At 71.1% G+C, this 26,340-nt stretch carries 26 protein-coding genes; 11 read left to right on the top strand and 15 right to left on the bottom strand.

Going from position 1 to position 26,340, the window contains the following annotated elements:
• Positions 1-30 precede the first annotated feature (30 nt).
• Together ABLE68_RS16770 and ABLE68_RS16765 are read left to right on the top strand one after the other, a co-directional pair.
• Positions 31-984: an iron-containing redox enzyme family protein gene (locus ABLE68_RS16770; RefSeq protein ID WP_348872890.1), complete on the top strand. Its 954-nt coding sequence runs from the start codon at positions 31-33 to the stop codon at positions 982-984.
• Positions 981-1,187: a CDGSH iron-sulfur domain-containing protein gene (locus ABLE68_RS16765; RefSeq protein ID WP_348872888.1), complete on the top strand. Its 207-nt coding sequence runs from the start codon at positions 981-983 to the stop codon at positions 1,185-1,187. The genes ABLE68_RS16770 and ABLE68_RS16765 overlap by 4 nt, the downstream gene beginning before the upstream one ends.
• On the opposite strand, the gene ABLE68_RS16760 is transcribed toward ABLE68_RS16765, so the two are convergent.
• Together ABLE68_RS16760 and ABLE68_RS16755 are read right to left on the bottom strand one after the other, a co-directional pair.
• Positions 1,180-1,788 (bottom strand): methyltransferase domain-containing protein, encoded by a 609-nt coding sequence (locus tag ABLE68_RS16760; protein ID WP_348872887.1) that lies wholly within the window; start codon positions 1,786-1,788, stop codon positions 1,180-1,182. The genes ABLE68_RS16765 and ABLE68_RS16760 overlap by 8 nt on opposite strands.
• Positions 1,785-3,515, bottom strand: coding sequence for a thiamine pyrophosphate-dependent enzyme (locus ABLE68_RS16755; RefSeq protein ID WP_348872886.1), 1,731 nt, complete (start codon positions 3,513-3,515; stop codon positions 1,785-1,787). Before ABLE68_RS16755 ends, ABLE68_RS16760 begins: the two co-directional genes overlap by 4 nt.
• A gap of 52 nt (positions 3,516-3,567) precedes the next feature.
• Here ABLE68_RS16755 and ABLE68_RS16750 point away from each other — a divergent pair, with 52 nt between their 5' ends.
• Positions 3,568-4,527: an alpha/beta fold hydrolase gene (locus tag ABLE68_RS16750; RefSeq protein ID WP_348872885.1), complete on the top strand. Its 960-nt coding sequence runs from the start codon at positions 3,568-3,570 to the stop codon at positions 4,525-4,527.
• A gap of 323 nt (positions 4,528-4,850) precedes the next feature.
• Positions 4,851-5,528 carry a LuxR C-terminal-related transcriptional regulator gene (locus ABLE68_RS16745; RefSeq protein ID WP_348872884.1) on the top strand — a complete coding sequence of 226 codons (678 nt, stop codon included), beginning with the start codon at positions 4,851-4,853 and terminating at the stop codon, positions 5,526-5,528.
• A 19-nt stretch (positions 5,529-5,547) separates the two neighbouring features.
• Here ABLE68_RS16745 and ABLE68_RS16740 read toward each other — a convergent pair whose 3' ends face one another.
• Both ABLE68_RS16740 and ABLE68_RS16735 read right to left on the bottom strand, forming a co-directional pair.
• Positions 5,548-6,231 (bottom strand): class E sortase, encoded by a 684-nt coding sequence (locus ABLE68_RS16740; protein ID WP_348872883.1) that lies wholly within the window; start codon positions 6,229-6,231, stop codon positions 5,548-5,550.
• 79 nt (positions 6,232-6,310) lie between these two features.
• Positions 6,311-7,135, bottom strand: coding sequence for a hypothetical protein (locus ABLE68_RS16735; protein ID WP_348872881.1), 825 nt, complete (start codon positions 7,133-7,135; stop codon positions 6,311-6,313).
• A 279-nt stretch (positions 7,136-7,414) separates the two neighbouring features.
• Here ABLE68_RS16735 and ABLE68_RS16730 point away from each other — a divergent pair, with 279 nt between their 5' ends.
• From ABLE68_RS16730 to ABLE68_RS16715, 4 genes are all read left to right on the top strand, one after another.
• Positions 7,415-7,810 (top strand): PGPGW domain-containing protein, encoded by a 396-nt coding sequence (locus ABLE68_RS16730; RefSeq protein WP_348872880.1) that lies wholly within the window; start codon positions 7,415-7,417, stop codon positions 7,808-7,810.
• A 66-nt stretch (positions 7,811-7,876) separates the two neighbouring features.
• Positions 7,877-9,376 carry an arylsulfatase gene (locus ABLE68_RS16725; RefSeq protein WP_348872879.1) on the top strand — a complete coding sequence of 500 codons (1,500 nt, stop codon included), beginning with the start codon at positions 7,877-7,879 and terminating at the stop codon, positions 9,374-9,376.
• Entirely contained in the window at positions 9,377-10,315 is a 939-nt protein-coding gene (locus ABLE68_RS16720; RefSeq protein WP_348872878.1) for a formylglycine-generating enzyme family protein, read from the top strand. It begins immediately after the preceding gene.
• Positions 10,308-11,192 carry an HAD family hydrolase gene (locus ABLE68_RS16715; protein ID WP_348872877.1) on the top strand — a complete coding sequence of 295 codons (885 nt, stop codon included), beginning with the start codon at positions 10,308-10,310 and terminating at the stop codon, positions 11,190-11,192. The genes ABLE68_RS16720 and ABLE68_RS16715 overlap by 8 nt, the downstream gene beginning before the upstream one ends.
• Positions 11,193-11,198: 6 nt before the next feature.
• On the opposite strand, the gene ABLE68_RS16710 is transcribed toward ABLE68_RS16715, so the two are convergent.
• Positions 11,199-11,819 carry a nitroreductase family protein gene (locus ABLE68_RS16710; protein WP_348872876.1) on the bottom strand — a complete coding sequence of 207 codons (621 nt, stop codon included), beginning with the start codon at positions 11,817-11,819 and terminating at the stop codon, positions 11,199-11,201.
• Positions 11,820-11,899: 80 nt separating this feature from the next.
• Positions 11,900-14,077, bottom strand: coding sequence for a glutamine synthetase III family protein (locus ABLE68_RS16705; protein ID WP_348872875.1), 2,178 nt, complete (start codon positions 14,075-14,077; stop codon positions 11,900-11,902).
• Positions 14,078-14,274: 197 nt separating this feature from the next.
• On the opposite strand from ABLE68_RS16705, the gene ABLE68_RS16700 reads away from it, so the two are divergent.
• Both ABLE68_RS16700 and ABLE68_RS16695 read left to right on the top strand, forming a co-directional pair.
• Positions 14,275-14,874, top strand: coding sequence for a TetR/AcrR family transcriptional regulator (locus ABLE68_RS16700; protein WP_348872874.1), 600 nt, complete (start codon positions 14,275-14,277; stop codon positions 14,872-14,874).
• Positions 14,871-15,515 (top strand): PaaI family thioesterase, encoded by a 645-nt coding sequence (locus ABLE68_RS16695; protein WP_348872873.1) that lies wholly within the window; start codon positions 14,871-14,873, stop codon positions 15,513-15,515. The genes ABLE68_RS16700 and ABLE68_RS16695 overlap by 4 nt, the downstream gene beginning before the upstream one ends.
• A 16-nt stretch (positions 15,516-15,531) precedes the next feature.
• Here the strand turns inward: ABLE68_RS16695 and ABLE68_RS16690 are convergent, their stop codons facing one another.
• Entirely contained in the window at positions 15,532-17,667 is a 2,136-nt protein-coding gene (locus tag ABLE68_RS16690; RefSeq protein WP_348872871.1) for a DUF4185 domain-containing protein, read from the bottom strand.
• Between the two features lie 38 nt (positions 17,668-17,705).
• The gene (locus ABLE68_RS16685; protein ID WP_348872869.1) at positions 17,706-18,164 is read right to left on the bottom strand and encodes a hypothetical protein; all 459 of its coding nucleotides are present in this window, start codon (positions 18,162-18,164) and stop codon (positions 17,706-17,708) included.
• 125 nt (positions 18,165-18,289) lie between these two features.
• Between ABLE68_RS16685 and ABLE68_RS16680 the strand changes: the two genes are divergently transcribed.
• Positions 18,290-19,045: a response regulator transcription factor gene (locus tag ABLE68_RS16680; RefSeq protein WP_348872867.1), complete on the top strand. Its 756-nt coding sequence runs from the start codon at positions 18,290-18,292 to the stop codon at positions 19,043-19,045.
• On the opposite strand, the gene ABLE68_RS16675 is transcribed toward ABLE68_RS16680, so the two are convergent.
• From ABLE68_RS16675 to ABLE68_RS16645, 7 genes are all read right to left on the bottom strand, one after another.
• On the bottom strand, positions 19,042-19,401 hold the full coding sequence (locus tag ABLE68_RS16675; protein ID WP_348872865.1) for a hypothetical protein: 360 nt from the start codon (positions 19,399-19,401) through the stop codon (positions 19,042-19,044). The two genes, ABLE68_RS16680 and ABLE68_RS16675, sit on opposite strands and share 4 nt — an antisense overlap.
• Positions 19,398-20,015 (bottom strand): signal peptidase I, encoded by a 618-nt coding sequence (locus ABLE68_RS16670; protein WP_348872863.1) that lies wholly within the window; start codon positions 20,013-20,015, stop codon positions 19,398-19,400. The genes ABLE68_RS16675 and ABLE68_RS16670 overlap by 4 nt, the downstream gene beginning before the upstream one ends.
• A gap of 44 nt (positions 20,016-20,059) precedes the next feature.
• Positions 20,060-20,674 (bottom strand): hypothetical protein, encoded by a 615-nt coding sequence (locus ABLE68_RS16665; RefSeq protein ID WP_348872861.1) that lies wholly within the window; start codon positions 20,672-20,674, stop codon positions 20,060-20,062.
• A gap of 142 nt (positions 20,675-20,816) precedes the next feature.
• Positions 20,817-23,762: a bifunctional [glutamine synthetase] adenylyltransferase/[glutamine synthetase]-adenylyl-L-tyrosine phosphorylase gene (locus ABLE68_RS16660; RefSeq protein WP_348872859.1), complete on the bottom strand. Its 2,946-nt coding sequence runs from the start codon at positions 23,760-23,762 to the stop codon at positions 20,817-20,819.
• The gene (locus ABLE68_RS16655; RefSeq protein WP_348872857.1) at positions 23,759-24,484 is read right to left on the bottom strand and encodes a type 1 glutamine amidotransferase; all 726 of its coding nucleotides are present in this window, start codon (positions 24,482-24,484) and stop codon (positions 23,759-23,761) included. The genes ABLE68_RS16660 and ABLE68_RS16655 overlap by 4 nt, the downstream gene beginning before the upstream one ends.
• Positions 24,481-24,837 (bottom strand): hypothetical protein, encoded by a 357-nt coding sequence (locus ABLE68_RS16650; RefSeq protein ID WP_348872855.1) that lies wholly within the window; start codon positions 24,835-24,837, stop codon positions 24,481-24,483. Before ABLE68_RS16650 ends, ABLE68_RS16655 begins: the two co-directional genes overlap by 4 nt.
• A complete protein-coding gene (locus ABLE68_RS16645) occupies positions 24,837-26,174 on the bottom strand; it encodes a glutamine synthetase family protein (RefSeq protein ID WP_348872853.1) in 1,338 nt (445 codons plus the stop codon). The genes ABLE68_RS16650 and ABLE68_RS16645 overlap by 1 nt, the downstream gene beginning before the upstream one ends.
• Positions 26,175-26,340: the final 166 nt, after the last annotated feature.

The raw sequence follows: 26,340 nt of genomic DNA, 5'->3' as shown, positions 1-26,340 counted from the left end.
GGGTTCGCGCCCCGCGGGTACGTGACACCCATGAAGCTGCCCACCCCTCGCGGACCCCTGAGCGAGACGTTGAGCGCCTGCCTGCGGTCGAGCGACGTACCGGTGCCGGTGGGTCCGGCCAGCGCCTCCTGGGACGACCGCACCCTGTCGTTGTGGATCCTGCACCAGCTGCACTACCGCGGGTTCGACGGCGTGGCCGACGAGCTCGAGTGGGACCCGCAGCTGCTCCGACTGCGCGTGGAGCTGGAGCAGGACCTCGAGCGACGTCTCCGGGAGCGGTTCACTCCGCCGACCGGCCTCACCCTGGTCGACGACTTCTTCGACTGGGTCGCCGAGCACGACGGCGCGTCGCTCGCGACGCACGTCCACCGCGACGCGACCCGCGAGCAGGTGCTCGGGATGCTCCGGGAGCGCTCGCTCTACCACCTGATGGAGTCCGACCCGACCGCCTGGCTGGTGCCGCGGCTCGGCGTCCGCGCCAAGGCGGCGCTGATGGAGCTCCAGTACGACGAGTACGGCGCTGGCGACCCCAACCGGCTGCACCACCACCTCTTCGCCCTCGGGATGGAGGCCAGCGGTCTCGACCCGGCGTACGGCGCCTACGTCGACGACGCCTCGACGGAGATCCTCGAGCAGAACAACGCGATGACGCTCTTCGGCCTGCACCGCCGGCTCCGGTCCGCGGCGCTCGGCCACCTGGCGGCCTTCGAGGCCACCAGCTCACTGCCGTCGAGGCGCATGGTGCAGGGACTGGAGCGCCTCGGCTTCCCCGACGAGCTGGTCGGGTACTACGCCGAGCATGTCGAGGCCGATGCCGTCCACGAGCAGCTCGCCGTCCGCACGGTGCTCGGCGCGCTGCTCGACGACGAGCCGGAGCTCGAGGCGGACGCGTGGTTCGGCGCGTTCACCTGCCTGGACCTGGAGGACCGCGCCGCGAGCCGGATGCTCGCGGGCTGGGCCGACGACGAGCGGGACGTCGCGTGAGCGCGTTCGAGCACGCCGATCAGATCACCTGCCCAGGTGGGCCGTTGCTGCTGCGCGGCAAGCACGTCGTCGAGGACGCCGACGGCGTCGGCCACGAGACGACCCGGCCGGTCACCGCCGTGTGCCGCTGCGACAAGTCGGCGTCGCTCCCCTGGTGCGACGGCACCCACAAGGTGCTGCCCGCGCATCTGCGGCCTAGCTGAGGTCCAGCCGGACCAGCACGCCACGCTCGCCCTGGCGAACCTCGGCGACGGTGAAGCCGTCGGCCTCGGAGCCCAGGGCCTCGACCTGCTCGAGCGTGCCGATCTGCAGCACGACCGTCCCGCCCGGACGCAGGTGCGCCCGCGCGACCTCGAGGCACAGCCGGGCCACGTCCAGCCCGTCGTCGCCACCGTCGATGGCGAGCAGCGGGTCCTCGGGGAAGCGGCCGACCTCGGCACGGCGTACCCACGGCGGGTCCGCGACGACCAGCGCGAACTGCTCGTCCTCGTGCAGGACTGCGTCCATCGACCCCTCCCGGACCTCGACCCGGTCTGCCATCCCGGCGGCGGCCGCGTTGCGGCGGGCGTAGTCGCAGGCGACCGGGGACAGGTCGACGCAGACCAACGACCGTTCCGACTCGGCGACCGCGAGGAGGCCGATCTGACCCGCTCCCGAGCACAGCTCGAGCACCGGACCGGTCGGAGCGGTCGCGAGCAGCTCGGCCGCCCACCGTGACTGGTCGGCCGTCCACGCCCGGGGCCGCAGCACCCGGTCGTCGAACTCGATCCGTAGGCTGCCGAAGTCGATGAGCTCGGACGTCACTGCGACGACTCCAGGAACTCCTTGGACTTCGCGATCGCGAAGCCCCAGCCCTGCTCCAGCGTGGGTTTCGGCGGGATCGCAATCTCGTCCGGGTTGGTGAGCACGTCCAGCAGCACCGGCCCGTCGTGCGTCAACGCCCGGAGCACCGCGTCCTCGACGTCGTGCGGGTCCTCGACCCGGATCCCCTTCATCCCGATCGCCTCGGCGACGGCGGCGAAGTCCGGGTTGTCGAGCTGGGTGCCGTAGGGCGACAGCCCGGCCTGCTCCATCTCGAGCTTCACCATGCCGAGGCTGCCGTTGTCGAAGACGACGAGCTTGACCGGCAGGTCGTGGGTGACCGCCGTGATCAGGTCCCCGAGCAGCATCGAGATGCCGCCGTCACCGCAGAACGCGATCACCTGGCGGTCGCGGTCGAGCGCCTGGGCGCCGAGCGCCTGCGGCATGGCGTTGGCCATCGAACCGAGGTTGAACGATCCGAGCAGCTGTCGGCGGCCGCGCATCCGCACGAACCGCGCCAGCCAGGTGGTCGCCATCCCGGTGTCCGTCGTGAAGATCGCGTCGTCGGAGGCCTGGCGGTCCAGGACCGACGCCAGCAGCTCCGGGCGGATCCGGTCGTCGGGGTTGTCGACCTTGCGCCGGAGCAGGCCGACCGGCTTGCGCTCGTAGTCGGGGTCGGTGAGGTGCTGCTGGCGCTCGCGCCAGGCGTCGTACGACGAGCGCGCCTTGTCGAGCAGCGAGGTGTCGGTCTTCGCCTCGAGGACCGGGAGCAGCGCCTCGAGCGTCACCCGGGCGTCGCCGACGACGGCGTGGTCGACCGGGTGCCGCCGGCCGATGTGCTCGCCCACGGCGTCGATCTGCACGACGACCTTCCCGGACGGGTAGAACTCCTTGTAGGGGAAGTCCGTCCCGACCATCAGCAGCAGCTCGCAGCCGTCGAAGGCGACCGCGCTCGCGTGGTTGCCCAGCAGGCCGGACTGCCCGACCTCGAAGGGGTTGTCGTCCTCCAGCCCCTCCTTGCCCTTGAGGGTGAGGATCATCGGGGCCGACAACCGGTCGGCGACGGCGAGCACCTCGGCCCGGGCGTCGCGTGCGCCCGCCCCGACCAGCATCGTGACCCGGCCGGCCGCGTTGATCGCGGCCGCTGCCTCCGAGACCGACGCGGCAAGGGGCGGCACCGGCGGGTGGTCAGTGACGAAGCGCGGGACCGGGGTGTCCTTCGGCAGGTCCAGGTCGCCGACGTCACCCGGCAGCGTGATCACGGCGACGCCGCGCTGCTGGAGCGCGGCGTTGCCCGCCTGCTCGATCAGCGCGGGCAGCTGCTCGGGACTGCTCACCGTGGCGCTGAAGACGGCCACGTCGGCGAAGAGCACGTCGTTGTCGACCTCTTGGAAGAAGTCGCTGCCGATCTCGGGGCGCGGCACCTGGCCGCAGATCGCGAGCACCGGCGCGTGCGACTTCTTCGCGTCGTACAGGCCGTTGAGCAGGTGGATCGCGCCGGGTCCGACGGTGCCCATGCAGACGCCGAGGCGTCCGGTCAGCTGGGCCTGCGCACCGGCGGCGAACGCCCCTGCTTCCTCGTGGCGCACGCCCATCCAGGTCACCTGGTCGCTGTGGTGGATGGCGTCGGTCACCGGGTTGAGCGCGTCGCCCACCACGCCCCAGACCTGGGTGACCCCGTGCTCGGCGAGGGCGTCCACGAGCAGCTCGGCAACGGTTCTGGTGGTCATGTCCGGCCGGTACCCCTTCCTCGCGACCCGCATCCCCGCCACGATGTCCCCCGTGACGTCCTCAGAGCTGACGCGAGCGTGGGCCGAGCGCGGACGTCGTACGACGTGGGAGGGGCTCGAGGTCTACACGCAGACACGCGGCCACCGCGGCAGGCCGGCGCTGCTCTTCGTGCACGGCTACCCGACCAGCAGCTACGACTTCCACCGTGTGGCTGACCTGCTGGAGGACGAGTTCTTCCTCTGCCTGGTGGACCTGCCCGGCTACGGCCTGTCCGACAAGCCTCGCGACCACCGCTACACGATCGCCGACGACGTGCGCCTCGTCGACGAGCTGGTCCGGACGACGTTCGCGCTCGACGAGCTCACGCTGGTCACCCACGACCGGGGCGACAGCGTCGGCCTGGCCCTGCTCGACCACCTCCAGCGGCACGAAGCGCCGTACGCCGTCACCGGGCTGGTGGTCCTCAACGGCAACGTCTGGCTACCGCTCGCGCAGCTCACCGGGATCCAGAAGGCCTTGCTCAACCCGGTGACGGGGCCGGTGGTGTCACGGCTCCTGCCCGCCCGGGTCTTCGCCCGGGGGTTGGCGCGCAAGACGTGCACGCCGATGCCCGATGCCGCCGAGGTCGCGGCGCTCGAGGGCATGCTCGCCCACCAGGGCGGTATGCGGGTGCAGCACCGGCTGATCCAGTACCTCGACGAGCGCAAGGCACATGAGAGCGCGTGGCTCGCGGCGCTGGGGAGAAGCACCGTGCCGACCACGCTGATCTGGGGCGGGCTCGACACGATCGCGCCGACCCGCGTGGCCGACCACGTGTGGGAGACCCAGCTCCGTGATCGGCCGACGCCGGCGGCGTACTGGCGGGTGCCCGCGGGCAACCACTACGTGCAGCTCGACCAGCCTGAGGTGGTGGCTGGGCTGCTGAGGCTGCCCGCCGGGTCGGTTCCCGACAGGGATGTTCCTGGTGCGGTGCTCAGACCCCGCGGCCCCCACGGACCCGGCCCAGGATGAAGAGCACGAGAGCAACGATGGCCAGAATGATCAGGATCGTCCACAGCATGATGAGATTCCCTCCGATTGACGTACGAGATCAGTCGGTGCCCGCACCGGCCGGAATCCAAACGCTCGGTCGACAGGAATGCGCCCGGACGACGCTGGGTACACCCGCTCGGTGACGATCATGATCGCCGGTGCTCACGAGCACATCTGGCAGCTGCAGGCCGTGCTTCTCGAGGACGGCGTCGACGTGCGGGAGCTCGGCTGCACCTGCGGAGCCGTCGACTACCGCTGACCGTTCGAGCAACGAGCGCCTAGAGTCGGTCCATGGAACTCGGATGACACGGCCCCTGCGGCTGGCGATCGTCGACGACTACGCCGTCGTCGTCGCCGGTGTCGCCTCGTTCCTCGCCGACCATGACATCGACCTGGTCGAGACCGGGGCCTCGACGTCCGTCGTCAGCGACGTCGACATCGTGCTCTACGACACCTTCGGTCAGATCCAGGGCGAAGGCCTCGATATCGAGGACTTCGTCCGTGACAGCGGCGCCAAGGTCGTGATCTACAGCTGGAACCTCGAGCCGCGCCTGATCAACGAAGCCGTCACGGCCGGCGCGCGGGGCTACCTGTCCAAGGTGCTGACCGGACCCGAGATCGTCGCTGCTCTCGAGCGTGTGATGCGGGGAGAGATCGTCGTCCTGACCGGTGACCACGAGACCAGCGTGGGCGGCGCCGGGGACTGGCCGGGGAGCTCGGTGGGCCTGTCGTCGCGCGAGGCCGAGATCCTGGCGTTGATCACCCAGGGGCTCAGCAACGGGGACATCGCGGCCCGCGCCTTCCTCAGTGCCAACACCGTGAAGACCTACATCCGCTCCGCCTACCGCAAGATCGGGGTCACCACCCGCGCTCAGGCGGCGGTCTGGGGCGTCGAGAACGGGTTCAAGCCCGACACCCTGCGCACCATCGATCCGGCCCTCCTCGTGCGACCAGCGCCGGCGGTACGCCGAGCCCGCTGACCGTGACCGGCCCCCGGCGTCACCTCGTGGGCTGGACCTTGACGAGGTGCCCGAAGACGACGGAGCGGTCGTCGGTGTGGAAGGTCTCCGCGCAGGTGATGAGGGTGATGACGTGGCGGGTCCGGCTCCCGGCCGGATGCGGACCGGTGACCCAGAGCGCGTGCTGGTCGACGCGGAGGTCCGTGCCCGGCGTGTCGAGGACATAGGTGTAGACGGCGTTGCTGGTCCGGACCAGGACGCGGTCACCCGACCGGAGCGTCGGGAACGCTGCGAACGGTTCGGTGTGGGTCACCCGGTGCCCGGCGAGCACGAAGTTGCCCCGCCGTCCCACCCCGACCCCGTTCTGCCAGTGGCCCAGACCGGTGGCGAGGACCTGCGCATCGGTGCCCCCGCGCACCGGGACGCGCAGCCCGAGCCGAGGAACGGTGACCAGGCTCCACACGCCGGAGGCGAGCGGTCGACGCTTCGGCAGCTGCGCCCGGGTCCTGGCGAACGACGTCGGCGACGGCGCAGGGTCAGCGAGATCGCGCTCGATGCCCTGGACAAGAGCGGCCTGCGCCTGCTGGGCGGCGACGTCCGGACCGGCGGTGGCCGACTCGTCCGGGCCGTCGAGCAGCAGGACGGCTCCGGTGACGATGAGTGCGACCGCCAGGCCGGCGGTCAGGCATGCGGTCAGGGCGCGGACGCCCCGGGGCGTGGTCATGGTGTTCCGTTCACGGGTCGCGTGGTTGCCGCGCTGCGCCGAACAGGGGTGCTGTTCGGCGCAGCGCGAGCTCGATGGGTCAGACCGACAGTGCTCGGCGCCTGAACCACATCAGGCCGGCCAGCAGCAGCACGCCGCCGGTCAGGGCACCCGCGCCGGCAAGGCGCGGAGCGGAGTCCGAGGTGCCGGACGCTGCCGGGGCACCCGTCTCGGGGAGCACGAGCGCCGGCGCGTGGTAGGCGACCTGCTTCGGAACGGCCTTCACGGCGACCGGCGGGCGGGTCTCGTGGTGGCTGGCGACGCACGGGTGACCGTTCGTGCCGCCCTTGACACCCGGGCAGTGATCGACCGGAGGGGTGGTGCTGCAGTCGCCCGGCTTCACGGCCTGGGTCGTCACGGCCTGCGTCTCCACCGGAGTTCCGGGGACCCAGGTCTGGGTGGGCTGGTCGAAGACGAACGCAGTCGTCGTGGTGGTCGTCGTGGTGACCTGCTCGGTGCTCGCGCAGTCCAGCTCGGTCACGTGGGTCGAGGTGACCTGGTTGGGGGGCGGGGTGCAGGTGGTGCCGGTCGGCTGGTCGCCCGGCAGTCCGGTGCAGACGTCAGTGGGCGGCGGCGTGCCGCACGGCCCGACCTGTCCCGAGTCGGCGAAGTGGTAGGAGCCGTCAGCGGCCGCAACCGTGAAGGACCAGCTGTGGACAGCACCGTCCTGGGGCACGGGGACGGTGACGTGCACCGATGCACCGAACGTCCCGGTGCGGGTGTCCTGGTCGACGCTGAGCGTGTAGGTGTTGGCCAGCGAGCCGTCGTAGCTGCCGGCGTCGAGGACGGCGCCGGAACACGACGCCGTACCCGCTGCGTCATGGGCCTGGGCTGGCGTGGCGAGACCGAGGACCGCGACGGCCATCAGGGCCAGGGCAGCAAGGATTCGAGAAGGCTTGAGCATAGGTTGTCTCCCCCCAGAGACTGATGCGTGCGACGACGGGCTCAGAACGAGCAGATAGTCCGCACGCGGTGAAGTCGGGACTGTGTTCCCGACGTACTCACGGTATCCCGGCGCCGGGGAGCCAATCCCACCCCGCGGGGTGGGATGGACGTGACCTAGGACTCTTCCTGAGAGGACCCTGACCGGATTGTCCTCGGGTGGTCGTCCGACGCTACCGTCGAGCGACACCTGGAGGCCGTCTTGTCCGATCACATCGCCCGTACGCTCGGGCAGCTGCGTCGCCTGCACACCTGGTCGCACCGAGGCCCGGTGCGGTCCCTGGTGATGAAGATCGGCGCGACGATCGCAGGGGTCGTCGTCATCGTCGCGGGCATCGCGATGCTGGTGCTGCCCGGACCGGGTCTGGTCGTGATGGGCATCGGGGTGGGCGTCCTCGCCACCGAGTGGCCGTGGGCGCTCAAGGTCCTGCACGTCGCCCGGGTCCAGGGCGCCGCCGTACGACGGGTCCTCTTCCCCCACGACGCCTCCCGGCTGCGCCGAGCCGCCGGCACGGTGGTCGTGGCCGCGTTCTTCGCGCTCGGGTTCGCCGCCACCAGCGCGACGACGTACGCCGTCGGCGCCATCGCCGTGGCCTGAGCTCCGACCTCCTATCCCCCGCCTCGGGTGAGGCGCCGCGCGCAGCGGCCGGTCTAGCGTCGATCCATGAGCGATCAGCCGAACATCTTGATCATCTGGGGCGACGACATCGGGATCAGCAACCTGAGCTGCTACTCCGACGGCCTGATGGGCTACCGCACCCCCAACATCGACCGGGTCGCCGCCGAGGGCGTGAAGTTCACCGACTACTACGGAGAACAGAGCTGCACGGCGGGCCGCGCCGCGTTCATCACCGGGCAGAACCCCTACCGCACCGGTCTGACCAAGGTCGGCATGCCGGGTGCGGACATCGGGCTGCGAGCCGAGGACCCGACGATCGCGACAGCACTGAAGAACCTCGGCTACACGACCGGCCAGTTCGGCAAGAACCACTTCGGCGACCGCGACGAGTTCCTGCCGACCGCGCACGGGTTCGACGAGTTCTTCGGCAACCTCTACCACCTCAACGCGGAGGAGGAGCCGGAGCTCTACGACTACCCCTCGGAGGAGGAGTTCCCGAACTTCAAGAAGAACTTCGGACCGCGCGGCGTCATCCACTCGTGGGCCAACGCGGACGGCACCCAGCGCATCGAGGACACCGGCCCGCTCACCAAGGAGCGGATGAAGACCATCGACGACGAGGTCGTCCCCGAGGCGCTGCGCTTCATGACCGACGCCCAGCAGAGCGGTACGCCCTTCTTCGTGTGGCTCAACACGACGCACATGCACTTCCGCACCCACATCAAGGACGGCAGCCGCGGCAAGGCGGGGCGCTGGCAGTCGGAGTACCACGACGTGATGTGCGACCACGACGAGCTGGTGGGCTCGGTGCTGGACTACCTCGACGAGAACGGCTTGGCCGACTCCACGATCGTCATGTACTCCACCGACAACGGTCCACACATGAACAGCTGGCCTGACGCCGGCATGACGCCGTTCCGCAGCGAGAAGAACTCCAACTGGGAGGGCGCCTACCGGGTGCCGGTCATGGTCCGCTGGCCCGGGCACATCCCCGCCGGCGAGGTCCGCAACGGGATCGTCAGCCACAACGACTGGTTCATCACGCTGCTCGCCGCTGCCGGCGACACCGACGTGGCGGAGCGGCTCAGGGGCGGCACCGAGCTGGCCGGTACGTCGTACAAGGTGCACCTCGACGGCCACAACCAGCTCGAATACATCACGGGGGCGGCCGAGAAGAGTCCGCGCCAGCACTTCTTCTACGTGTCCGACGACGGTGACCTGACGGCGATGCGCTACGACAACTGGAAGTTCGTCTTCCTGGAGCAGCGCGCAACGGGAACCCTGCAGATCTGGCAGGAGCCGTTCACCGAGCTGCGCTTCCCGAAGCTCTTCAACCTGAAGACCGATCCCTACGAGCGTGCCGACATCACGTCGAACACCTACTACGACTGGGTGCTCGACCACATCTGGCTCTTCATCCCGGCGCAGACCTACGTCGCGCAGATGCTCCAGACCTTGATCGAGTTCCCTCCCCGTCAGGAGCCCGCCAGCTTCAACGTCGACCAGGTGATGGCGAAGCTCAAGGCAGGCATCGGGAGCAGCTAGATGCCAGTCGCCCTCCCTGGTGGCACGTTCACGATGGGCTCCGACGACCACTACCCCGAGGAGGCACCGACGCACCGCGTGCGCGTCGACGCCTTCTCGATCGACGCGACCGCGGTGACCAACGCCGAGTTCGCGGCGTTCGTCGACGCGACCGGCTACGTGACGGTCGCCGAGCGCGAGCTCGACCCGGCGGACTTCCCGGACGCTCCCGCGGAGAACCTGCAGCCCGGCTCGATGGTGTTCGTCCCGACCCAGGGTCCGGTCGACCTGCGCCACCTCAGCCAGTGGTGGCGGTGGAAGCCCGGCGCCTGCTGGAAGCACCCCCACGGTCCGAGGAGCGACATCGACAAGCGGCTCGACCACCCCGTCGTGCACGTCGCCCACGAGGACGCGGCGGCGTACGCCGCATGGGTCGGCGCCGCGCTCCCGACCGAGGCCGAGTGGGAGTACGCCGCCCGGGGCGGGCTCGAGGGCGCGGCGTACACCTGGGGCGACGAGGCGCGCCCGGGCGGCAGGATCATGGCCAACACCTGGGACGGCCCCGACTTCCCGTGGCGCAGCAGCGGCGAGAGCGGCTTCCTGCGCACCGCGCCGGTCGGCAGCTTCCCGCCCAACGGCTACGGCCTCTTCGACATGGCCGGCAACGTCTGGGAGTGGACCGACGACTGGTGGACCGAGAGCCACCCCGAGGACGCCGACAAGCCCTGCTGCATCCCGAGCAACCCGCGCCCCGGCGTCCGTGAGCAGAGCTACGACCCCGCCCAGCCGCAGTTCGCGATCCCGCGCAAGGTGGTCAAGGGCGGGTCGCACCTGTGCGCCGACTCCTACTGCCTGCGCTACCGCCCGGCCGCGCGCCGGCCGCAGATGATCGACACCGGCACGAGCCACCAGGGCTTCCGGTGCGTACGACGGACCACAGGAGGGACCGTCGATGACTGACGACCTGCTCCCGTCCTGGCGTCCGGGCGCGACCCGCGACGCGGTCCTGGCCTTCCTCGAGGCGTCGGCAGCCGTGCCCGTCGAGCACCGGGTCGCGTGCTTCGACAACGACGGCACCCTGTGGTCCGAGAAGCCCAGCTACGTGCAGCTCGACTTCTTCGTCGACGCCATGAAGCAGGCCGTGCACGACGACCCGAGCGCTGCCGAGCGGCCCGAGTTCGCCGCCCTGATCAGCGGCGACCAGGCGGCCATCGGCGAGCTGGGGCTCGAGCGGATCGCCCACGCGCTGACCGGGCTCTTCGCGGGCATCTCGCCGGAGGAGTTCACGGCTCGGGTGCGCGAGTTCATGAGCCGGACGACGGCGCCGACCTACGTCCCGATGCTCGAGCTCGTCGAGGAGCTGCGCCGGCGCGCGTTCACGGTCTGCGTGGTGACCGGCGGCGGGACCGAGTTCGTCCGTGCCGTCAGTCAGGAGCTGTACGGCGTACCTCCCGAGAGCGTCGTGGGCAGCCTGATCGCCTACGAGTTCGTGCCCACGGCCGACGGCGGCCCGGGGCTGCGGCGTACGAGCGAGCTGGTCTCGGGCGCCAACGAGGGCGCGATCAAGGTCAACAACATCCAGATGCAGCTCGGCCGCCGGCCGATCTTCGCGGCGGGCAACTCCGGGGGCGACCGGGAGATGCTCGAGTGGGCAGCGGGCGGGGACGGACCGACGCTCGCGGTGCTGGTCGACCACGACGACGCCGAGCGCGAGGCCGCCTACGTCAGCAGTGCGGCGACCTTCGCCGACCCGGAGCCGATCACCGAGGTCGGCGCCCGCCTCGGGTGGACGGTCGTCAGCATGGCCGACGACTGGGAGACCGTCTTCGCGGGCTGACCGGGTTCAGCTCGCGAGCGCGGCCGCGGGGACGTGCGGGGTGATCAGCAGGTCGGCGACCGGGAGCCGGTCGCGTGCGGCGGTCTCGCGGCTCGCGAACGGCTCGGCCAGCTGGCCGAAGTCCCCGCGGGCCCCGACGGCGAGCACCACCTGCGCGACGGTTCCGGGACTGGCCAGGAGGTTGGCGACCCGGACCGGGTCGAAGCCGCCGAGCTGGTGGACCGCGAGGCCCTCGTGCTCGGCCTGGATCGAGAGGTGGGCGACGGCCTGGCCGGTGTCGTACGCCGCCCAGGGGCGCGGCGCACCGTCGACGCCGTAGGTCTCGGCGGCGACGACGACGAGGGCGGAGGCGGCGTGCGCCCACGCCTGGTTGCCGGGCGCGAGCGCGTTCAGGACGGCCGCGTGCGCGGGCGTGCCGCGGTGCGCGACCAGGAACCGCCAGGGCTGGGTGTTGGACGCGCTCGGCGCCCAACGGGCGGCCTCGAGCAGCGCCGTGACCTGCGCCTCGCTCAAGCGGTGGTCAGCGTTGAAGGAGCGCGGGCTCCAGCGCTCGGCCAGCAGCGGGTGCAGCGGGACCGCCGAGCTGGCGGTCTTCGAGTCGACGACCTGAGTGCTTGAAGATTGCATCACATGACCAGAACGCCGGCCCGCGGGTCACGCTTCCCGCGGGCCGGGCGATCTCGGTCACAAACCGTCCGGAATGCCGGTCAGAGGATGTAGAGCATCTCCTGGTAGGTCGGCAGCGACCACAGGTCGTCGGCGACCAGGCCCTCGAGGGTGTCCGCCGCCTCGCGCACCGCCGACATCGCGGGCAGCACGTTGTCGCGGGCGAAGGTGGCCTCCTCCATGCCGCCGAGCTCGTGCATCGCGTGGATCGCCGCCGTGAGGTCGGCCAGCCCGGCCCGGAGGTCGGCGATCGGAGCGGAGACCTGCTCGAGCGACGAGAGGTCCGCCTCGACCCCGGCGGCCTTGAGCGCAGCGACGTTCGACGCCAGCTCGGTCTGGTAGCGCAGGGCCGCCGGCAGGATGATCGTCGTGCCCATCTCGAGCGTGAGGTTGGCCTCCACACCGACGGTCAGGCAGTACTGCTCGATGCCGACCTCGTAGCGGCTGTGCATCTCGCGCTCGCTGAACACGGCGTACTTCGAGAAGAGCTCGACCGCCTCGGCGGAGATCAGCTCGGGCAACGCGTCGACCGTCGTACGCAGGTTCTTCAGACCCCGCTGCTCGGCCTCGATCGGCCACTCGTCGGAGTAGCCGTTGCCGTTGAAGATCACCGCGCCGTGGTCGCTGATGATCGAGGTCAGCAGCGACTGGACCGCCTCGTTGAAGTCGGTGCCGTCGGCGACGGCGGTCTCCAGCGCCGTCGCGCAGTGGTCGAGCGCCTCGGCCATGATCGTGTTGATCACGACCATGGGCGCGGCGACGGTCTGCAGCGAGCCCGGCGCCCGGAACTCGAAGCGGTTGCCGGTGAAGGCGAACGGGCTGGTGCGGTTGCGGTCACCCGGGTCCTTCGTCAGGTTCGGCAGGGTGTCGACGCCGATGGTGAGGGTGCCGCGCTCCTTGGAGTGCGTCGCGCCGCCCTTGGCGATCTGGTCGAACACGTCGGCCAGCTGGTCGCCGAGGAAGATCGAGATGATCGCCGGCGGGGCCTCGTTGGCGCCGAGCCGGTGGTCGTTGGACGCCGAGGCCACCGAGACGCGCAACAGCCCGCCGTACAGGTGGACCGCCCGGATGACGGCGGCGCAGAAGACCAGGAACTGCGCGTTGTCGTGCGGGGTGTCGCCCGGGACGAGCAGGCTGCCGAGCTCGGAGTTGCCGACCGAGAAGTTCACGTGCTTGCCCGAGCCGTTGACACCGGCGAAGGGCTTCTCGTGGAAGAGGCACTCCATCCCGTGCTTCTTGGCGACGGACTTGAAGGTCGTCATCAGCAGCTGCTGGTGGTCGGAGGCCTCGTTGGCGCGCTCGAACATCGGCGCGATCTCGAACTGGCCCGGAGCGACCTCGTTGTGGCGGGTCTTGGCCGGGATGCCGAGCTTGAAGAGCTCTCGCTCGGTGTCCATCATGAAGCCGAGCACGCGCTCGGGGATGGCACCGAAGTAGTGGTCGTCGAACTCCTGCCCCTTCGGCGGCTTCGCGCCGAAGAGGGTGCGGCCGGCGTTCAGCAGGTCGGGCCGCGACAGGAAGAAGTGACTGTCGACCAGGAAGTACTCCTGCTCGGGGCCGCAGTAGGCGACGACGTGCTCGGGGTCGGTGTGCCCGAAGAGGCGCAGCACGCGCTCCGCGTGCACGGCCATGGCCTGCTGCGAGCGCAGCACCGGCGTCTTGTGGTCGAGCGCCTCACCGGTCATCGAGATGAAGACGGTCGGGATGCACAGCGTGTTGCCGTTGGGGTTCTCGAGCACGTACGCCGGGCTCATCACGTCCCAGCCGGTGTAGCCGCGCGCCTCGAAGGTGTTGCGCAGGCCGCCGTTCGGGAAGCTCGAGGCGTCGGGCTCGCCCTGGACCAGGGTCTTGCCGGAGAACGACGCGAGCGCCGTGCCGTCGCCGACCGGGTCGAGGAAGCTGTCGTGCTTCTCGGCCGTCAGGCCGGTGAGCGGGTAGAACACGTGCGCGTAGTGGGTGGCGCCCTTCTCGAGCGCCCAGTCCTTCATCGCGGAGGCGACGGCGTCGGCCACGTCGGGGTCGAGCGGGGTCGACTTCCCGATCGTCGCGAGCATCGACTTGTAGACCGACTTCGGCAGTCGCTTCTGCATGACGTTGAGGCTGAAGACGTTCTGCCCGAAGATCTCACCGGGCTCTTCACCCGGGTCGAAGCTGATCGCCGGAGGCACGTAGGCCTCGACGTCCGTGATCGCCTGCAGACGGACCTTGTTCGCACTCATGTGTAGCCGCTCCCTTTGCCCACGTACGCCGCTCCCCACGGCTGGTCCCGCGAACGTAGGTGAGGCACGTGTCGGATCTGTTTCGGGCGGGTGTCAGATGCCGACCGACCGCAAGTGGTCTGGTCCGTCGCGTCGCGGCGTCACCGTCCGCAAAACCTAGAGTCCTCTATGCTTTCGCCGAGCCCCGAGGAGGTGCCGTGCCCACTCCCACCAGGCCCCTCACCGGCAGCCAGACGCGCGGCGACCGGACCCGGGCCGCGATCATCGACGAGACCGTCCAGTGCGTGCTGGACGAGGGGTTCCCCGCGGCCAGCGCCAAGCACGTCGCGGAGCGGGCCGGGGTGACCTGGGGCGTGGTGCAGTACCACTTCGGCGGGCCGGCCGGCATGTTCGAGGCGGTCGTCCAGGCGGGGTACGACGACACCGTCGCGCGTCTCGAGGCCGTCACCGTGGCGGGTGAGTCGGTGCGCGAACGCGTGCAGGGGGTGGTCGACGCCGCGTGGGCCGCGTTCTCGAGCCCGCTGACCCGCGCAGGCTTCGAGATCCTGGTCGCCACCCGCCCGCACCGCGACCCCGCCGACGACGCCCGGCTGGCCGAGGTCGGCCGCCAGTTCCACCGCCTCGGCGCCCTGCTCTCCCCCGAGCGGCCCGACGTCGGCGACCTGATGTTCTCCGCGCTGCGCGGGCTCGCGCTCAACCAGATGATGCTGGTGCGCGAGATCGACTCCCGTCGCGAGCGCGCCCTGCTCGTCGACGTGCTGACCCACTACCTCCACCCCGACAGGAGCAGGACTTGAGCATCGGCGGGTTCACCCACGAGGAGATCTCCAACGAGGAGCTGGACGAGATGGAGGCGGCCTTCGGCCCGCTGGCCGCCTCGGTCCGCGAGCTGGTCGACGTGACGATCCGGACGACGGTGCCGCGCGCGGAGGCCGAGGCCGCGCGGGCCGAGATCGACGCGATCGTCGCGCGCCTGCGCACCCAGCAGCTCCCGGGACCGGCCGGCGTGCGCTTCAACTCCCACGCGCGGGCGTGGAACTGGGGCAACGCGGCCGTCGGCCTGCGCAACGCGATCGCGCCGCCCCTGGAGATCACCCACGTGGAGTCCGGCCTGTCCTACGGGACCGTCCACCTCGGCGCGGCGTACGAAGGACCTCCGGGGCTGGTCCACGGGGGCGTGACGGCACTGCTGCTCGACCACCTGATGGGCGAGACCGCTGCGGCCAACTTCACGCGGGTGACGTTCACGGGCACGCTGACGATGGTCTACCGCCGCGGGACGCCGCTCGGCCCCCTGCGCCTCGACGCGCGCATCGACCGCGAGGAGGGCCGCAAGGTCTGGGTGGTCGCCTCGATCGGCGATGCGGACGGGCCGACGGTCGAGGCCGAAGGCGTCTTCATCATCCCGAAGTGGGCAGTCCCCGAGGATCCGGCATGACCGAGCTGCGGCACCGTCAGTCCGGGAGCGGCACCCGCAGGAACCGCGGCCGGTAGAGCGACGGGTCCTTCTTCACCGCGTCGAAGTCGGTCCGGTTGCGGCTGTAGGAGACGACCATCGTGTGCTTCCTCGGCAGGAGGGTCGGGTGCGCGAGCGGCATGTAGCGCAGCTCCCCCGAGTCGGCGTCCGACGGGATCTCGGCGACCGGGTCGGTCGGGGTGAAGGGGCCGGTCGGTCCTGGCGCGGTCCAGAACATCAGGTCGCTGCCGAGGAAGTCGTCACGCTTGCTCAGGGCGTACCACCGCCCGCCCCGGTGGAAGACGCTCAGCGTCTGCGAGACCCCGCCCTGCGCCGGGATCAGCTGGGTCGCGTCGCCCTCGGACCGCGCCCAGCCCCCGCCGTCCCAGTAGCGCCACCTCGACTGGTCGAGCACGTCGTCCGGGTGGACCCGGGCGACCGACAGCGAGAAGCCGAACACGCCCTCCTGCTCGGGGTTCGACGTGCCGTACAGGTAGAGCCAGCCCTGGTCGTCCACCGCCATCGCCGCTCCCCACATCGGCCGCGACTTGTCGTCGCTGTCCCGGCCGAGGTCCTGCTGGGCGATCAGCTGGGGCGTCTCGCCCCGCTGGACGACGAACACCGCGACCGCCGGTCCGAGGTTCTCGAAGGCGAAGGTGCCGGAGCCGGTCGACTCGACGCGCTGGGAGGCGACGGCGACCAGGTCGTAGCCGGGCCGCTCGATCCTCCCGATCGACATCGGCCAGTAGCCGACGTCGTCGTACCGGTCCGGGATCAGCGCACCGTGGTCGTGCGGGAGCACGACCGCCACGCAGCTGCCGGTCTCGACCAGCATCGAGTTGCGGACGAACTCAGGCCCGTCGAAGTCAGCGCTGCGCAACGTGTCGCCGAAGACCCAGAGCCGCCGACCGTCCTGCAGCAGCACGTCGGCACCGACGTCGGCGCCTTGGAAGGCCGGCGAGCCGTCGGTGGTCGCGCTGAAGGCGTTGAGGTCGGCCACGCTCGTGGGCACCTTCGCCCGGGTGCACTCGGTCTCGGAGGCCCGGCTGGGCAGCGCTCGCGCCTTGGCGGCGTCGCTCGGGAGCACGACGATCGTGACCACCATCAGTGCGACCAGCGGCACCACCGCCCCGACGACCCGCACCCGCCAGTGAGCCATCCGCACCGGCGTGGCCTCCTCGCGCGCGGACCGGGCGAACAGCAGGACGAGCACCGCGGTGATGCCCCACGCGCTGATCACGAGGACCGGGCGCAGGACGTGGTGGGAGTCGAACCAGAGCACGCTGGCGGCGGCGTCCTGGGCGGCCCCGGTGGGGGTCCAGGCCGCCACCCGGGGCCACGGCCGCGGCAGCAGGTAGCGGCTGGAGTGGGTCAGCAACGGGGTCGCCAGCACGAAGAAGCTCGCAGCCGCGACCGCCAGGCCCGCCAGGCCCGCGAGCGACTCGCACGCCAGGGTCAGTACGCCGGCGACGAACGAGGTCGCGAAGGCGAGCGCGGTCAGGCGCAGCGGGGCGTCGCCGAGGTCGACGACGGGAAGGAACGCGACGAGGAGCGCAGCCGCCAGCGACGTGCCGGCCAGGATCGCGACCCGGAGCAGCCCGCGCCCGAAGGTCTGGGCGACCGGTCCGCGGACCAGCGAGATGACCAGGACCGTGGCGAAGCCCACGAGGGAGCAGAGCAGGACGACGTTCGCGAGCCTCCCGGAGCGGTCCCCGCCGGCCGGACCGAGGTGCTGGACCTCGACGGTGCGGTCGTAGGTCTGCTCGACGGCGCGGAGCCGGTCGAGCACGGCCGCGTTGAGGTCGGCGTCCCGCGCGGAGAAGAGGTAGACCTGGTCCGTCGTGCCCCGCAGGTCGACGACGAGCGCGGCGACCGCCGTCCCGTCCTCGACCGACCGGCGCGCCGCGGCGTCGTCGTCGGTCGGGGTCGCGTCGAACGGCTCGCCGGGCATCTTGTCCGCGAGGTCGGCGAGGGAGCCGGCCACCATGGCCGGCGCTGCGATCGTCACAGGTACGCGGTGCGGGGTGCCGTCGCCACGCACGGCCATGCCCAGCACCACGGCCTGGACGGCGACGACGAGGAGGCACGCCACGAGGACCGGGTGCCGCAGCGCGCGGCTCAGGTCGACGGGCACGGACCCAGGATGTCAGGCGGTGCCGACGAGCGGGTGTCCTAGAAGGTGCCGGTCTTGGACGCGCTGGCCGGGCACACAACGGTCGTGGTCCCGATGTCGCTGGTCCACCGGCTGAGGTAGCCCTGGATCCCGATCGTCCACGTGGTGCTCGACCCGTCGTAGCTCCGCGAACCGGTGAGCGTCTGCGTCTTCGAGGAGGTGTACGCCGTGTCCTTGACCGTCGAGCCGAGCGCCAGGCCGAAGCCGTACGACGACCCGGCCGGCCCGGTGTCGGTGAACGTCGAGACCGTCACCGAGACCGACTCGGTGGAGCCCGAGCGGGTGCAGCGGTAGCTGCCGGTGATGCCGGTCGGCGTCTCCATCCGGTCGGTGCTGGCCGCGAGGGTGGAGCTCTTGCTCGACGCGAACTTCGCCTGGGCGATCGCAGGGACCGCCACGAGCAGGAGCGCGACGAGGACGACCGACGCCGAACGGCGTAGCAGGTCGAGCCGGTTCATCGTGTCTCCGAGACGTAGCCAAAGCGTGGGTGAGCAGTTGTGCTGGGGACAACAATGCCGACGCGGTCTCAAGTGCCGCGGGAGCATTCCTCAAGAAGCGCACAAGGAATGGCATCATCGGGGTCATGGTGACCGACGCGGGCTCTGGCTCTGACCGCAGGGCGCTCGTCGTCGAGGACGACGAGGACATCCGTGCGCTCATCGAGTTCACCCTCACGACGCAGGGATTCGAGGTCGCGACGGCCGACTCGGGGCTGTCCGGCGTGGAGGCGGCCCGCGCCACCGACCCCGACCTGATCACCCTCGACCTGGGGCTTCCCGGCATCGACGGCATCGAGGCCTGTCGCCGGATCCGCGAGTTCAGTGACGCCTACATCGTGATGATCACGGCGCGCGACGACGAGATCGACCGGCTCCTGGGCCTCGAGACCGGCGCCGACGACTTCATCGCGAAGCCCTTCAGCGCCCGCGAGCTCAAGGCGCGCGTCAACGCGATGTTCCGGCGCCCGCGCAACGCCAACGGCACCGCGCCGACGGTCGGTGCGAACGGCGACGCGCCGGCTCCGGCCGATGACCACGAGGTGCTGGAGCACGCCGGGCTCCGGGTCGACGTCGACGGCCGGCGGGCCTTCCGCGACGGCGACGAGCTGTTGCTGACCCGCACCGAGTTCGACCTGCTGACCGAGCTGATGCGCACCCCCGCACGCGTGTGGAGCCGGGAGGCGCTGCTGCGCTCGGTCTGGGGCACCGAGTGGGCCTCCGACACGCACCTCGTCGAGGTGCACATCGGCAACCTGCGCCGCAAGCTCAGCAGCGGCACCGACATGCGCTACATCCGGACCGTGCGCGGCATCGGCTACCGGATGGAGCTCGCGACCTAGCTCCAGCTCGCGAGGAACTCCTCGAGGGAGCTGGCCACGCGATCGGCGACCTCGGTCAGGGCGATCGCAGCGGTGATCGCCCTGACCCGGTCTCCCTCGCACACGAGGCGGTCGAGGTCGCGCCCGAGCTCCGCGAGCTCGAGGGCGCCGACGGTCGCGGCCGACACGGTGAGGCTGAGGACGGCGTCGCGGGTGTCGTCGAGGTCGTCCCCGTCGAGAGCCTGGGCGACGCGTCGTACGCGTTGGGGCAGGAGCTTGAGGTAGCACGCGACGAAGGACCGGGCGAAGGCCAGGTCCTCGTCGTCGTCCACCAGCCGACGCACGGCGTCGGGGTCGAAGCAGACGAGCGTGCTCATGCCGACTGCTTCGGGGACGACCCGTCGGGCGGCGGCTTGCGCCAGATGCTGCTCAGGCCGAGCAGGATCAGGCCGGCGAGTGCGACCCAGAAGCCACCGTGCTGGATGGCGGGCGAGCGGAGCAGGTGGATGACGTTGCCGAGCTGCGGCACGACCGCCTTCATCTGCCAGACGGTGTCGCCCTCGATCGTGGCGGTCCAGGGGTCGCGCGCCTCGTTGGCGTCGCCCTTGGTCTGGATCGCGATGGCGCCGTCGGCCCGGTGGATGACCTTGACGACCCGGTGGGTCTCGACGCGGTGGTCCTCGACCGGGATCTGGTAGCTGACGACGTCACCGACCTTCACCTCGGACGCCGGCTTCGGCATCGTGACCACGACGTCGCCGGGCGTGATGCCCGGGTCCATGCTGCCGGTGAGCATCGTCGCCGTGCGGTAGCCGAACACGTGCGGGCCGACCGCGATGAGCAGGAAGACCGCGAGGCAGACCAGCATCAGCAGGTTGCCCAGGACCTTGCCCGACACCCTCAGGAGGCGACGACCGAGCGAGCGTCGTACGACGGCCGGGGCCGGCGTGACGTCCAGCCGGTGCCGGCCGGTCGCGATGACGGTGCTCATCGTGCCTCCTGGAGGTGGGGTGCGGTCTCGGACAGGGGTGAGGATCAGCGAGCCTCGGCGGCGCGCTGCGTGGCGTCGAAGGTGAAGGAGATCGTGTTCGACAGACCCTGGAAGGTGTTGTCGGCAGCGGCCGGGAGCGACAGCGTGACGCGCAGGTTGGACGCGGCGGCGGCGCTGTTGAGCGTCGTGGTGGCCGCACCGAGGTCCAGGTTGGTGCCGACGACGGCGCGGTCGCCGATGACCGAGGTCGTGGTGCCCGAGCAGGACAGCGCCTTGGTGCTGCCGACGACGGTCCACGGGACCGAGCACTGGTCGACGGCGAGCCGCAGGCCGTTGGTGGTGTCGGTGGTGAGCAGGTTGGAGGTCGTGCCGGCGGTGGTGAGCTTGACCGAGCCGAACGACTCCGTGTCGGTCGAGCGGGTCAGGACGACCGAGCGCTGCACGGTGTCGCCGGGGACCAGGTTGCTGGCGGCGAGGGTCATGCCCTGGGCGCCACCGGCGGAGCTGAGGACGACCTTGCCGTCGCCGACCGACTGGCTGGACGACGTGGTCGAGGTGAACGAGCCGAAGGTGCCGAGGCCGGCGACCGAGGCGGCGCCACCGACGAGGACGACGGACGCGAAGATCTTGACGGCGGTGGAGCTGGTTCCGAGACGCATTGCTGGTTCCTTTGGTCGGTGACCAGCGGGCGCCGGTCGAGTTGCTTGATGACCAGAACTCTGTACGGCGCAGTTCAAGCGACCCGGGCGCTAGACCTGACGTTTCCTCAAGGCATCCGCAATGTCAGGTGCCGACGCCGGTCTACCCCCAGAAGACCCGGTCGACGACACCCCGGGCGAGGCGGGTGTAGCGCAGCTGGTCGTTGACCATCGCGTCGGAGGAACCCGCCGGGTAGCCGAGCACCGCGGCGACCGCGGCCCGCTCCCGGATGTCCCGGGGCAGCTCGTCACCGGGCCGGCCGCGCACCAGGGTCACCGCGTTGCGGACCCGGCTGACCCGACGCCAGCTCTGCTGCAGCACGGCGGCGTCGTCCTCGTCGATCAGGCCGGCCTCGCGGGCCGCCGTCAGCGCCTCGAGGGTGCGGGAGGTGCGCAGCTCGGGCACGCGTCCGGCGTATCGCATCTGCAGGAGCTGGACGGTCCACTCGATGTCGGCCAGGCCGCCGCGGCCCAGCTTGAGGTGGGTGTGCGGGTCGGCGCCGCGGGGCAGCCGCTCGTCGTCGATGCGGGCCTTGATCCGGAGCACCTCGACGACGTCGTCGTCGCTGATGCCGTCCGGCGGGTAGCGCAGCGGCGCGATCATCGCCTCGAACCGCTCGCGGAGGTCGCGGTCGCCCACGACCGCGTCGGCGCGCAGCAGCGCCTGCGCCTCCCAGACCTTCGACCACTTCGCGTAGTAGGAGGCGTAGGAGTCGAGCGTGCGCACCAGCGCCCCCTGCTTGCCCTCGGGCCGCAGGTCGGCGTCGACCTCGAGCGCGGGGTCCGGGCCGGGCAGCGCGAGGAGGCGGCGCACCTCGTTGGCCACCGCCTGGGCGTACGACGAGGCGACCTGCGGGTCGGCGTCGGGCAGCGGCTCGTGCACGAACATCACGTCGGCGTCGCTGCCGTAGGACAGCTCGAAGCCGCCGTACCTCCCCATCGCGACGATCGCCATCAGGGTGGGCGCCGCGTCGAGCTCGCGCTGGCGGCGTACGGCGCGGCCGGCGACGTCGAGGGTCGCCTCGAGCGTCGCGTCGGTCAGGCGGGACAGCCCGGCACCGACGTCGGCGACGTCGATCAGGCCGAGCAGGTCACCGGCCGCGATCCGGAGCAGCTCGCGCCGACGGATGCCGCGGATCGCGCGCGCCCCCGCCTCGGGCTCGCTCTGCCTGCCGGAGATGGCGAGCATCTCGTCGGTCAGTGCCTCCGCCGGCAGCGGCTGCAGGTCCCCCGCGAGCATCCGGACGCCCTGCGGCTCGCGCTCGAGCAGGTCGGTGGCGTAGCGGGAGGTGGCCAGGATCCGGGCCAGTCGCTCGGCGACCTGGCCCTCGTCGCGCAGGGTGGAGAGGTACCACGGGGTCGCGCCGAGCGACTCGCTGATCCGGCGGAAGCCGAAGAGGCCCGCGTCGGGGTCGGGCGCGTCGGCGAACCAGGCCAGCATCGCCGGCAGCAGCGCCCGCTGGATCTGCGCGGTGCGGGTCACGCCGGCGGTGAGCGCCTCGAGGTGGCGGAGCGCCGCGCGCGAGTCGGCGAAGCCCAGCGCCGACAGCCGGTCCTCGGCCGCCTCGGGGGTCAGGCGCACCTCGTTGCCGGGGATCCGGGCGACCGCGGTGAGCAGCGGGCGGTAGAAGAGCTTCTCGTGCAGCCGGCGCACCTCGCGCCGGTGGTGCTGCCAGGTCTTGTCGAGGATGCGGACCGGGTCCTTGAGGAAGTTCATGCTCCGGCCGAGACGGCGCAGCGAGGCCTCGTCCTCGGGGACGACGTGCGTACGACGCAGCCGGTGCAGCTGGATCCGGTGCTCGAGGGTCCGGAGGAACGCGTAGGCCTCGTGCAGGGCCTCGCCGTCCTCGCGACCGACGTACCCGCCGTTGGTGAGCTCGGCGAGGGCGCTCAGCGTCGTCGGCGGCCGGATCGACTCGTCGGCACGGCCGTGCACGAGCTGGAGGAGCTGGACCGCGAACTCCACGTCGCGCAGCCCGCCGGCACCGAGCTTGAGCTGGCGCTCGGCCTCGCGGGCCGGGATGTGGTCGAGCACCCGGCGGCGCATCGCCTGGGTGTCCGCCACGAAGCCCTCACGCTCCGCGGCCGACCACACCATCGGGCGGGTCATGTCCACGAACTCACGACCGAGCTCGAGGTCCCCGGCCACCGGCCGCGCCTTGAGCAGCGCCTGGAACTCCCAGGTCTTCGCCCAGCGCTCGTAGTAGCCACGGTGGCTGGCGATGGTGCGCACCAGCGGCCCGGACTTGCCCTCCGGGCGCAGGGCCGCGTCGACCGGCCAGATCGTGCCCTCGCCGGTGTGGTCGGAGCAGATCCGGATCAGGTTGCTGGCGAGCTGGGTCGCGGCCCGCATCGCGGCGTTCTCGTCCGCGCCCTCGACCGGGGCGTAGGCGAAGATGACGTCGACGTCGGAGACGTAGTTGAGCTCGTGTCCCCCGCACTTGCCCATCGCCAGCACCGCAAGGCGCGCGAGTGCGGCATCGGGTCCGACGCGCTGGCGGGCGATCTCCAGGGCGGCGTCGAGGGTGCCCGCGGCCAGGTCGGAGAGCTCGGCCGCGGCGTCGTCTACCGCCAGGTGGTGGGTCAGGTCGCGGGCGGCGAGCCGGAGCAGCTGGCGGCGGTACTCCACGCGGAGCGCGTCGACGGCCTCGGCGTCGGGCCGCCCGCTCACGGCGGCCAGCAGCGACTCGCGCATCGCCCACGCCGCGGGACGGGTCGAGCCGAGCTCGGGGTCGGTGAGCTCGCGCCACTGCTCGTGGTGGCGGACCAGGTGGTCGCAGAGCGCCTCGCTCGCACCCAGCACGCTCAGCAGCCGCATCGCGGTGCCCTCGTCGTCGGTCAGGGCCTGCAGCAGGACGGTCGGGTCGTCGACCGCCTCGGTCAGCCGGACGAGCCCGTCGATCGCGGCGTCGGGGTCGGCGGTGCGGGCGAGCAGCGCCAGCAACGGCTCCGCGGCGTCGCCCAGGAGACCGAGCGCGGCCAGCGCGGCGTCCGGGTCCAAGAAGCCCAGGCGCAGCAGGTTGCCCGTGCTGGTCGCCGACCGCGTCATCGTCGGGCGTGCTCCTGGGCGAGCTCGGCGAACCCGGCCGCGAGCGGCTGCCAGGCGTCGTCGAGCTCGTCGCGAGCCGCCCCGATGTCACGCAGCAGGGCGTCGGTGTCGATGCCCCGGGTCTCGTGGGATCCACGGTCCTCGTCGGCCCACGGCCGCAACGTCTCGGCGTCGACCTCCGGGTGCAGCTGGACCCCCCACATCGACGGCGCGTAGCGGGCCGCCTGCACCTCGCCGTGCTCGGTCTCGGCGAGCAGGGTCGCGTCGGCGGGGAGCACGGTGACGATGTCGTCGTTCCACTGCACGCCGCGTCGGGGGGTGGACAGCGGGCCGAGCAAGCGGTCGGTCGCGGCAGCGTCGGTCCAGCCGACGCCGAGCAGCCCCACCTGCTGGCCGCGCGGGTTGCGGTCGACGGTCCCACCCAGCGCGCTGGCGATCAGCTGGTGGCCCAGGCAGATCCCGAGGGTCGGCAGCGAGGCGGCCAGAGCGTCGCGAACGAGCTCCTTCACCGGCCCGATCCAGGCGTGCTTGGCGTCGTCGTCGGCGCCCATCGGACCGCCGAGGATCAGCAGCGCGTCGTACGCCGCGAGGCCCGGCAGGTCGTCGCCGGCATGGGGACGTCGTACGTCGAGGTCGCAGCCGGCCGCGTCGAGCCAGTCGCCGAACAGCGCCGGCGGGCACTCGCGGTCGTGCTCGACGACGAGCACCGACGGGCGGGTCACGCGTCGTCCTTCTCGGGCGCGAGCAGCACGACCAGCAGCCCCACGCCGCCGATCACGGTGATCGTCCCGACCAGGATCGAGACCAGCGGCAGCGACACCAGGATCAGCGTCACCGCGGTGAGGATGCAGAGCCGCTTGGCCGTGTCGTCACGGCGCGGCAGGGCACGCAGGGTCAGCCCGGCGCTGAACGCGAGCAGGGCCGCGCACACCAGCACGACGATGGAGAACCGCCCGTAGCCGTTGCCCGCGATGATCGCCGCGAGGATGACGAGCACGCCGACCATCCCGCACACCGCGAGCAGCAGTCGGCGCAGACCCGTGACCCGGGCCTCGCTGAGGACGGGCTCACCCATCAGATGATCGGCAGCATGCGGTCGCGCTCGAAGGCGGAGACCTGGCCGCGGTACTCGTCCCACTCCGCGCGCTTGTTGCGCAGGAAGAACTCGAAGACGTGCTCCCCCAGGGTGTCGGCCAGCAGCTCGGAGCTCTCGGCGATGCCGATCGCGTCGTACAGGCTCCGCGGCAGCGGCTCGATGCCGAGGCTCTTGCGCTCGCGCTCGGACAGCGACCAGACGTCGTCCTCGGCCTCGCGCGGCAGCTCGTAGCCCTCCTCGATGCCCTTCATGCCCGCGGCGAGCACGACGGCGTACGCGAGGTAGGGGTTGCAGGCGGCGTCGAGGCTGCGCAGCTCGATGCGGGTCGACTGGCCCTTGAGCGGCTTGTACATCGGGACCCGGATCATCGCCGAGCGGTTGTTGTGGCCCCAGCAGACGTACGACGGCGCCTCGGCGCCCCACATCATCCGCTTGTAGCTGTTGACCCACTGGTTGGTGACGACGCTGATCTCCGGCGCGTGCTTGAGGATGCCCGCGATGAACTGGCGACCGGTCGTGGACAGCTGGTACTCCGCGCCGGCCTCGAAGAACGCGTTGTTGTCGCCCTCGAAGAGCGAGACGTGGGTGTGCATGCCGGAGCCGGGGTGGTCGGTGAAGGGCTTGGGCATGAAGGACGCCCAGATCCCCTGGCTCAGCGCGACCTCCCGGATCACGGTGCGGAAGGTCATGATGTTGTCGGCGGTGCTGAGCGCGTCGGCGTAGCGCAGGTCGATCTCCTGCTGGCCCGGGCCGCCCTCGTGGTGGCTGAACTCGACCGAGATCCCCATCGCCTCGAGCATCGAGATCGCCTCGCGGCGGAAGTCGGCGCCCATCGACTGTGCGGTGTGGTCGAAGTAGCCGCTGCGGTCGACCGGGACCGGCTCCGCACCCGCGACCGGGGTGTCCTTGAACAGGTAGAACTCGATCTCGGGGTGCGTGTAGAAGGTGAAGCCCTTCTCCGCAGCCGTCCCGAGGGTGCGCTTGAGCACGTAGCGAGGATCGGCGTACGACGGGGAGCCGTCGGGCATCGAGATGTCGCAGAACATCCGCGCCGTCGCCGGGCCCTCACCGCGCCAGGGCAGGATCTGGAAGGTCGACGGGTCGGGCTTCGCGAGCATGTCCGACTCGTAGACCCGGGCGAAGCCCTCGATCGAGGAGCCGTCGAAGCCGATGCCCTCCGAGAACGCCTGCTCCAGCTCGGCGGGCGCGACCGCGACCGACTTCAGGAACCCGAGCACGTCGGTGAACCAGAGACGCACGAACCGGACGTCGCGCTCTTCGAGTGCGCGGAGAACGAAGTCTTCCTGCTTGCCCATGGCGGCAGCCTATCGGCGGGAGTCGTGGTGCCTCACGCACGTCCGCCCCGGTGGTTGAGGAAGGACGAAGTCCGGTGTCGAAACCCTGCCGACCTGGGGCCGGTGTTTGGCCGGCCAGCGGTGAGCCAGCAACCGTTTCTCGCCGTTCGGCCTCCCGAAATGGTTG

Source organism: Nocardioides pollutisoli (assembly GCF_040045055.1).
In the GTDB taxonomy this organism is placed as follows: Bacteria; Actinomycetota; Actinomycetes; order Propionibacteriales; family Nocardioidaceae; genus Nocardioides; species Nocardioides tweenelious.
The sequence above is the reverse complement of the archived record's forward strand: the minus strand, read 5'-3'. Positions and strand labels throughout refer to the sequence as shown.

What these genes read in the sequence shown, in the direction of transcription:
- ABLE68_RS16770 (WP_348872890.1), top strand. Translation starts at nt 31, where the DNA reads ATGAAGCTGCCCACCCCTCGCGGACCCCTGAGCGAGACGTTGAGCGCC.
- ABLE68_RS16755 (WP_348872886.1), bottom strand. Translation starts at nt 3,515, where the DNA reads ATGACCACCAGAACCGTTGCCGAGCTGCTCGTGGACGCCCTCGCCGAG.
- ABLE68_RS16745 (WP_348872884.1), top strand. Translation starts at nt 4,851, where the DNA reads ATGACACGGCCCCTGCGGCTGGCGATCGTCGACGACTACGCCGTCGTC.
- ABLE68_RS16740 (WP_348872883.1), bottom strand. Translation starts at nt 6,231, where the DNA reads ATGACCACGCCCCGGGGCGTCCGCGCCCTGACCGCATGCCTGACCGCC.
- ABLE68_RS16735 (WP_348872881.1), bottom strand. Translation starts at nt 7,135, where the DNA reads ATGGCCGTCGCGGTCCTCGGTCTCGCCACGCCAGCCCAGGCCCATGAC.
- ABLE68_RS16725 (WP_348872879.1), top strand. Translation starts at nt 7,877, where the DNA reads ATGAGCGATCAGCCGAACATCTTGATCATCTGGGGCGACGACATCGGG.
- ABLE68_RS16720 (WP_348872878.1), top strand. Translation starts at nt 9,377, where the DNA reads ATGCCAGTCGCCCTCCCTGGTGGCACGTTCACGATGGGCTCCGACGAC.
- ABLE68_RS16715 (WP_348872877.1), top strand. Translation starts at nt 10,308, where the DNA reads ATGACTGACGACCTGCTCCCGTCCTGGCGTCCGGGCGCGACCCGCGAC.
- ABLE68_RS16710 (WP_348872876.1), bottom strand. Translation starts at nt 11,819, where the DNA reads ATGCAATCTTCAAGCACTCAGGTCGTCGACTCGAAGACCGCCAGCTCG.
- ABLE68_RS16705 (WP_348872875.1), bottom strand. Translation starts at nt 14,077, where the DNA reads ATGAGTGCGAACAAGGTCCGTCTGCAGGCGATCACGGACGTCGAGGCC.
- ABLE68_RS16685 (WP_348872869.1), bottom strand. Translation starts at nt 18,164, where the DNA reads ATGAACCGGCTCGACCTGCTACGCCGTTCGGCGTCGGTCGTCCTCGTC.
- ABLE68_RS16680 (WP_348872867.1), top strand. Translation starts at nt 18,290, where the DNA reads ATGGTGACCGACGCGGGCTCTGGCTCTGACCGCAGGGCGCTCGTCGTC.
- ABLE68_RS16675 (WP_348872865.1), bottom strand. Translation starts at nt 19,401, where the DNA reads ATGAGCACGCTCGTCTGCTTCGACCCCGACGCCGTGCGTCGGCTGGTG.
- ABLE68_RS16670 (WP_348872863.1), bottom strand. Translation starts at nt 20,015, where the DNA reads ATGAGCACCGTCATCGCGACCGGCCGGCACCGGCTGGACGTCACGCCG.
- ABLE68_RS16665 (WP_348872861.1), bottom strand. Translation starts at nt 20,674, where the DNA reads ATGCGTCTCGGAACCAGCTCCACCGCCGTCAAGATCTTCGCGTCCGTC.
- ABLE68_RS16660 (WP_348872859.1), bottom strand. Translation starts at nt 23,762, where the DNA reads ATGACGCGGTCGGCGACCAGCACGGGCAACCTGCTGCGCCTGGGCTTC.
- ABLE68_RS16650 (WP_348872855.1), bottom strand. Translation starts at nt 24,837, where the DNA reads ATGGGTGAGCCCGTCCTCAGCGAGGCCCGGGTCACGGGTCTGCGCCGA.
- ABLE68_RS16645 (WP_348872853.1), bottom strand. Translation starts at nt 26,174, where the DNA reads ATGGGCAAGCAGGAAGACTTCGTTCTCCGCGCACTCGAAGAGCGCGAC.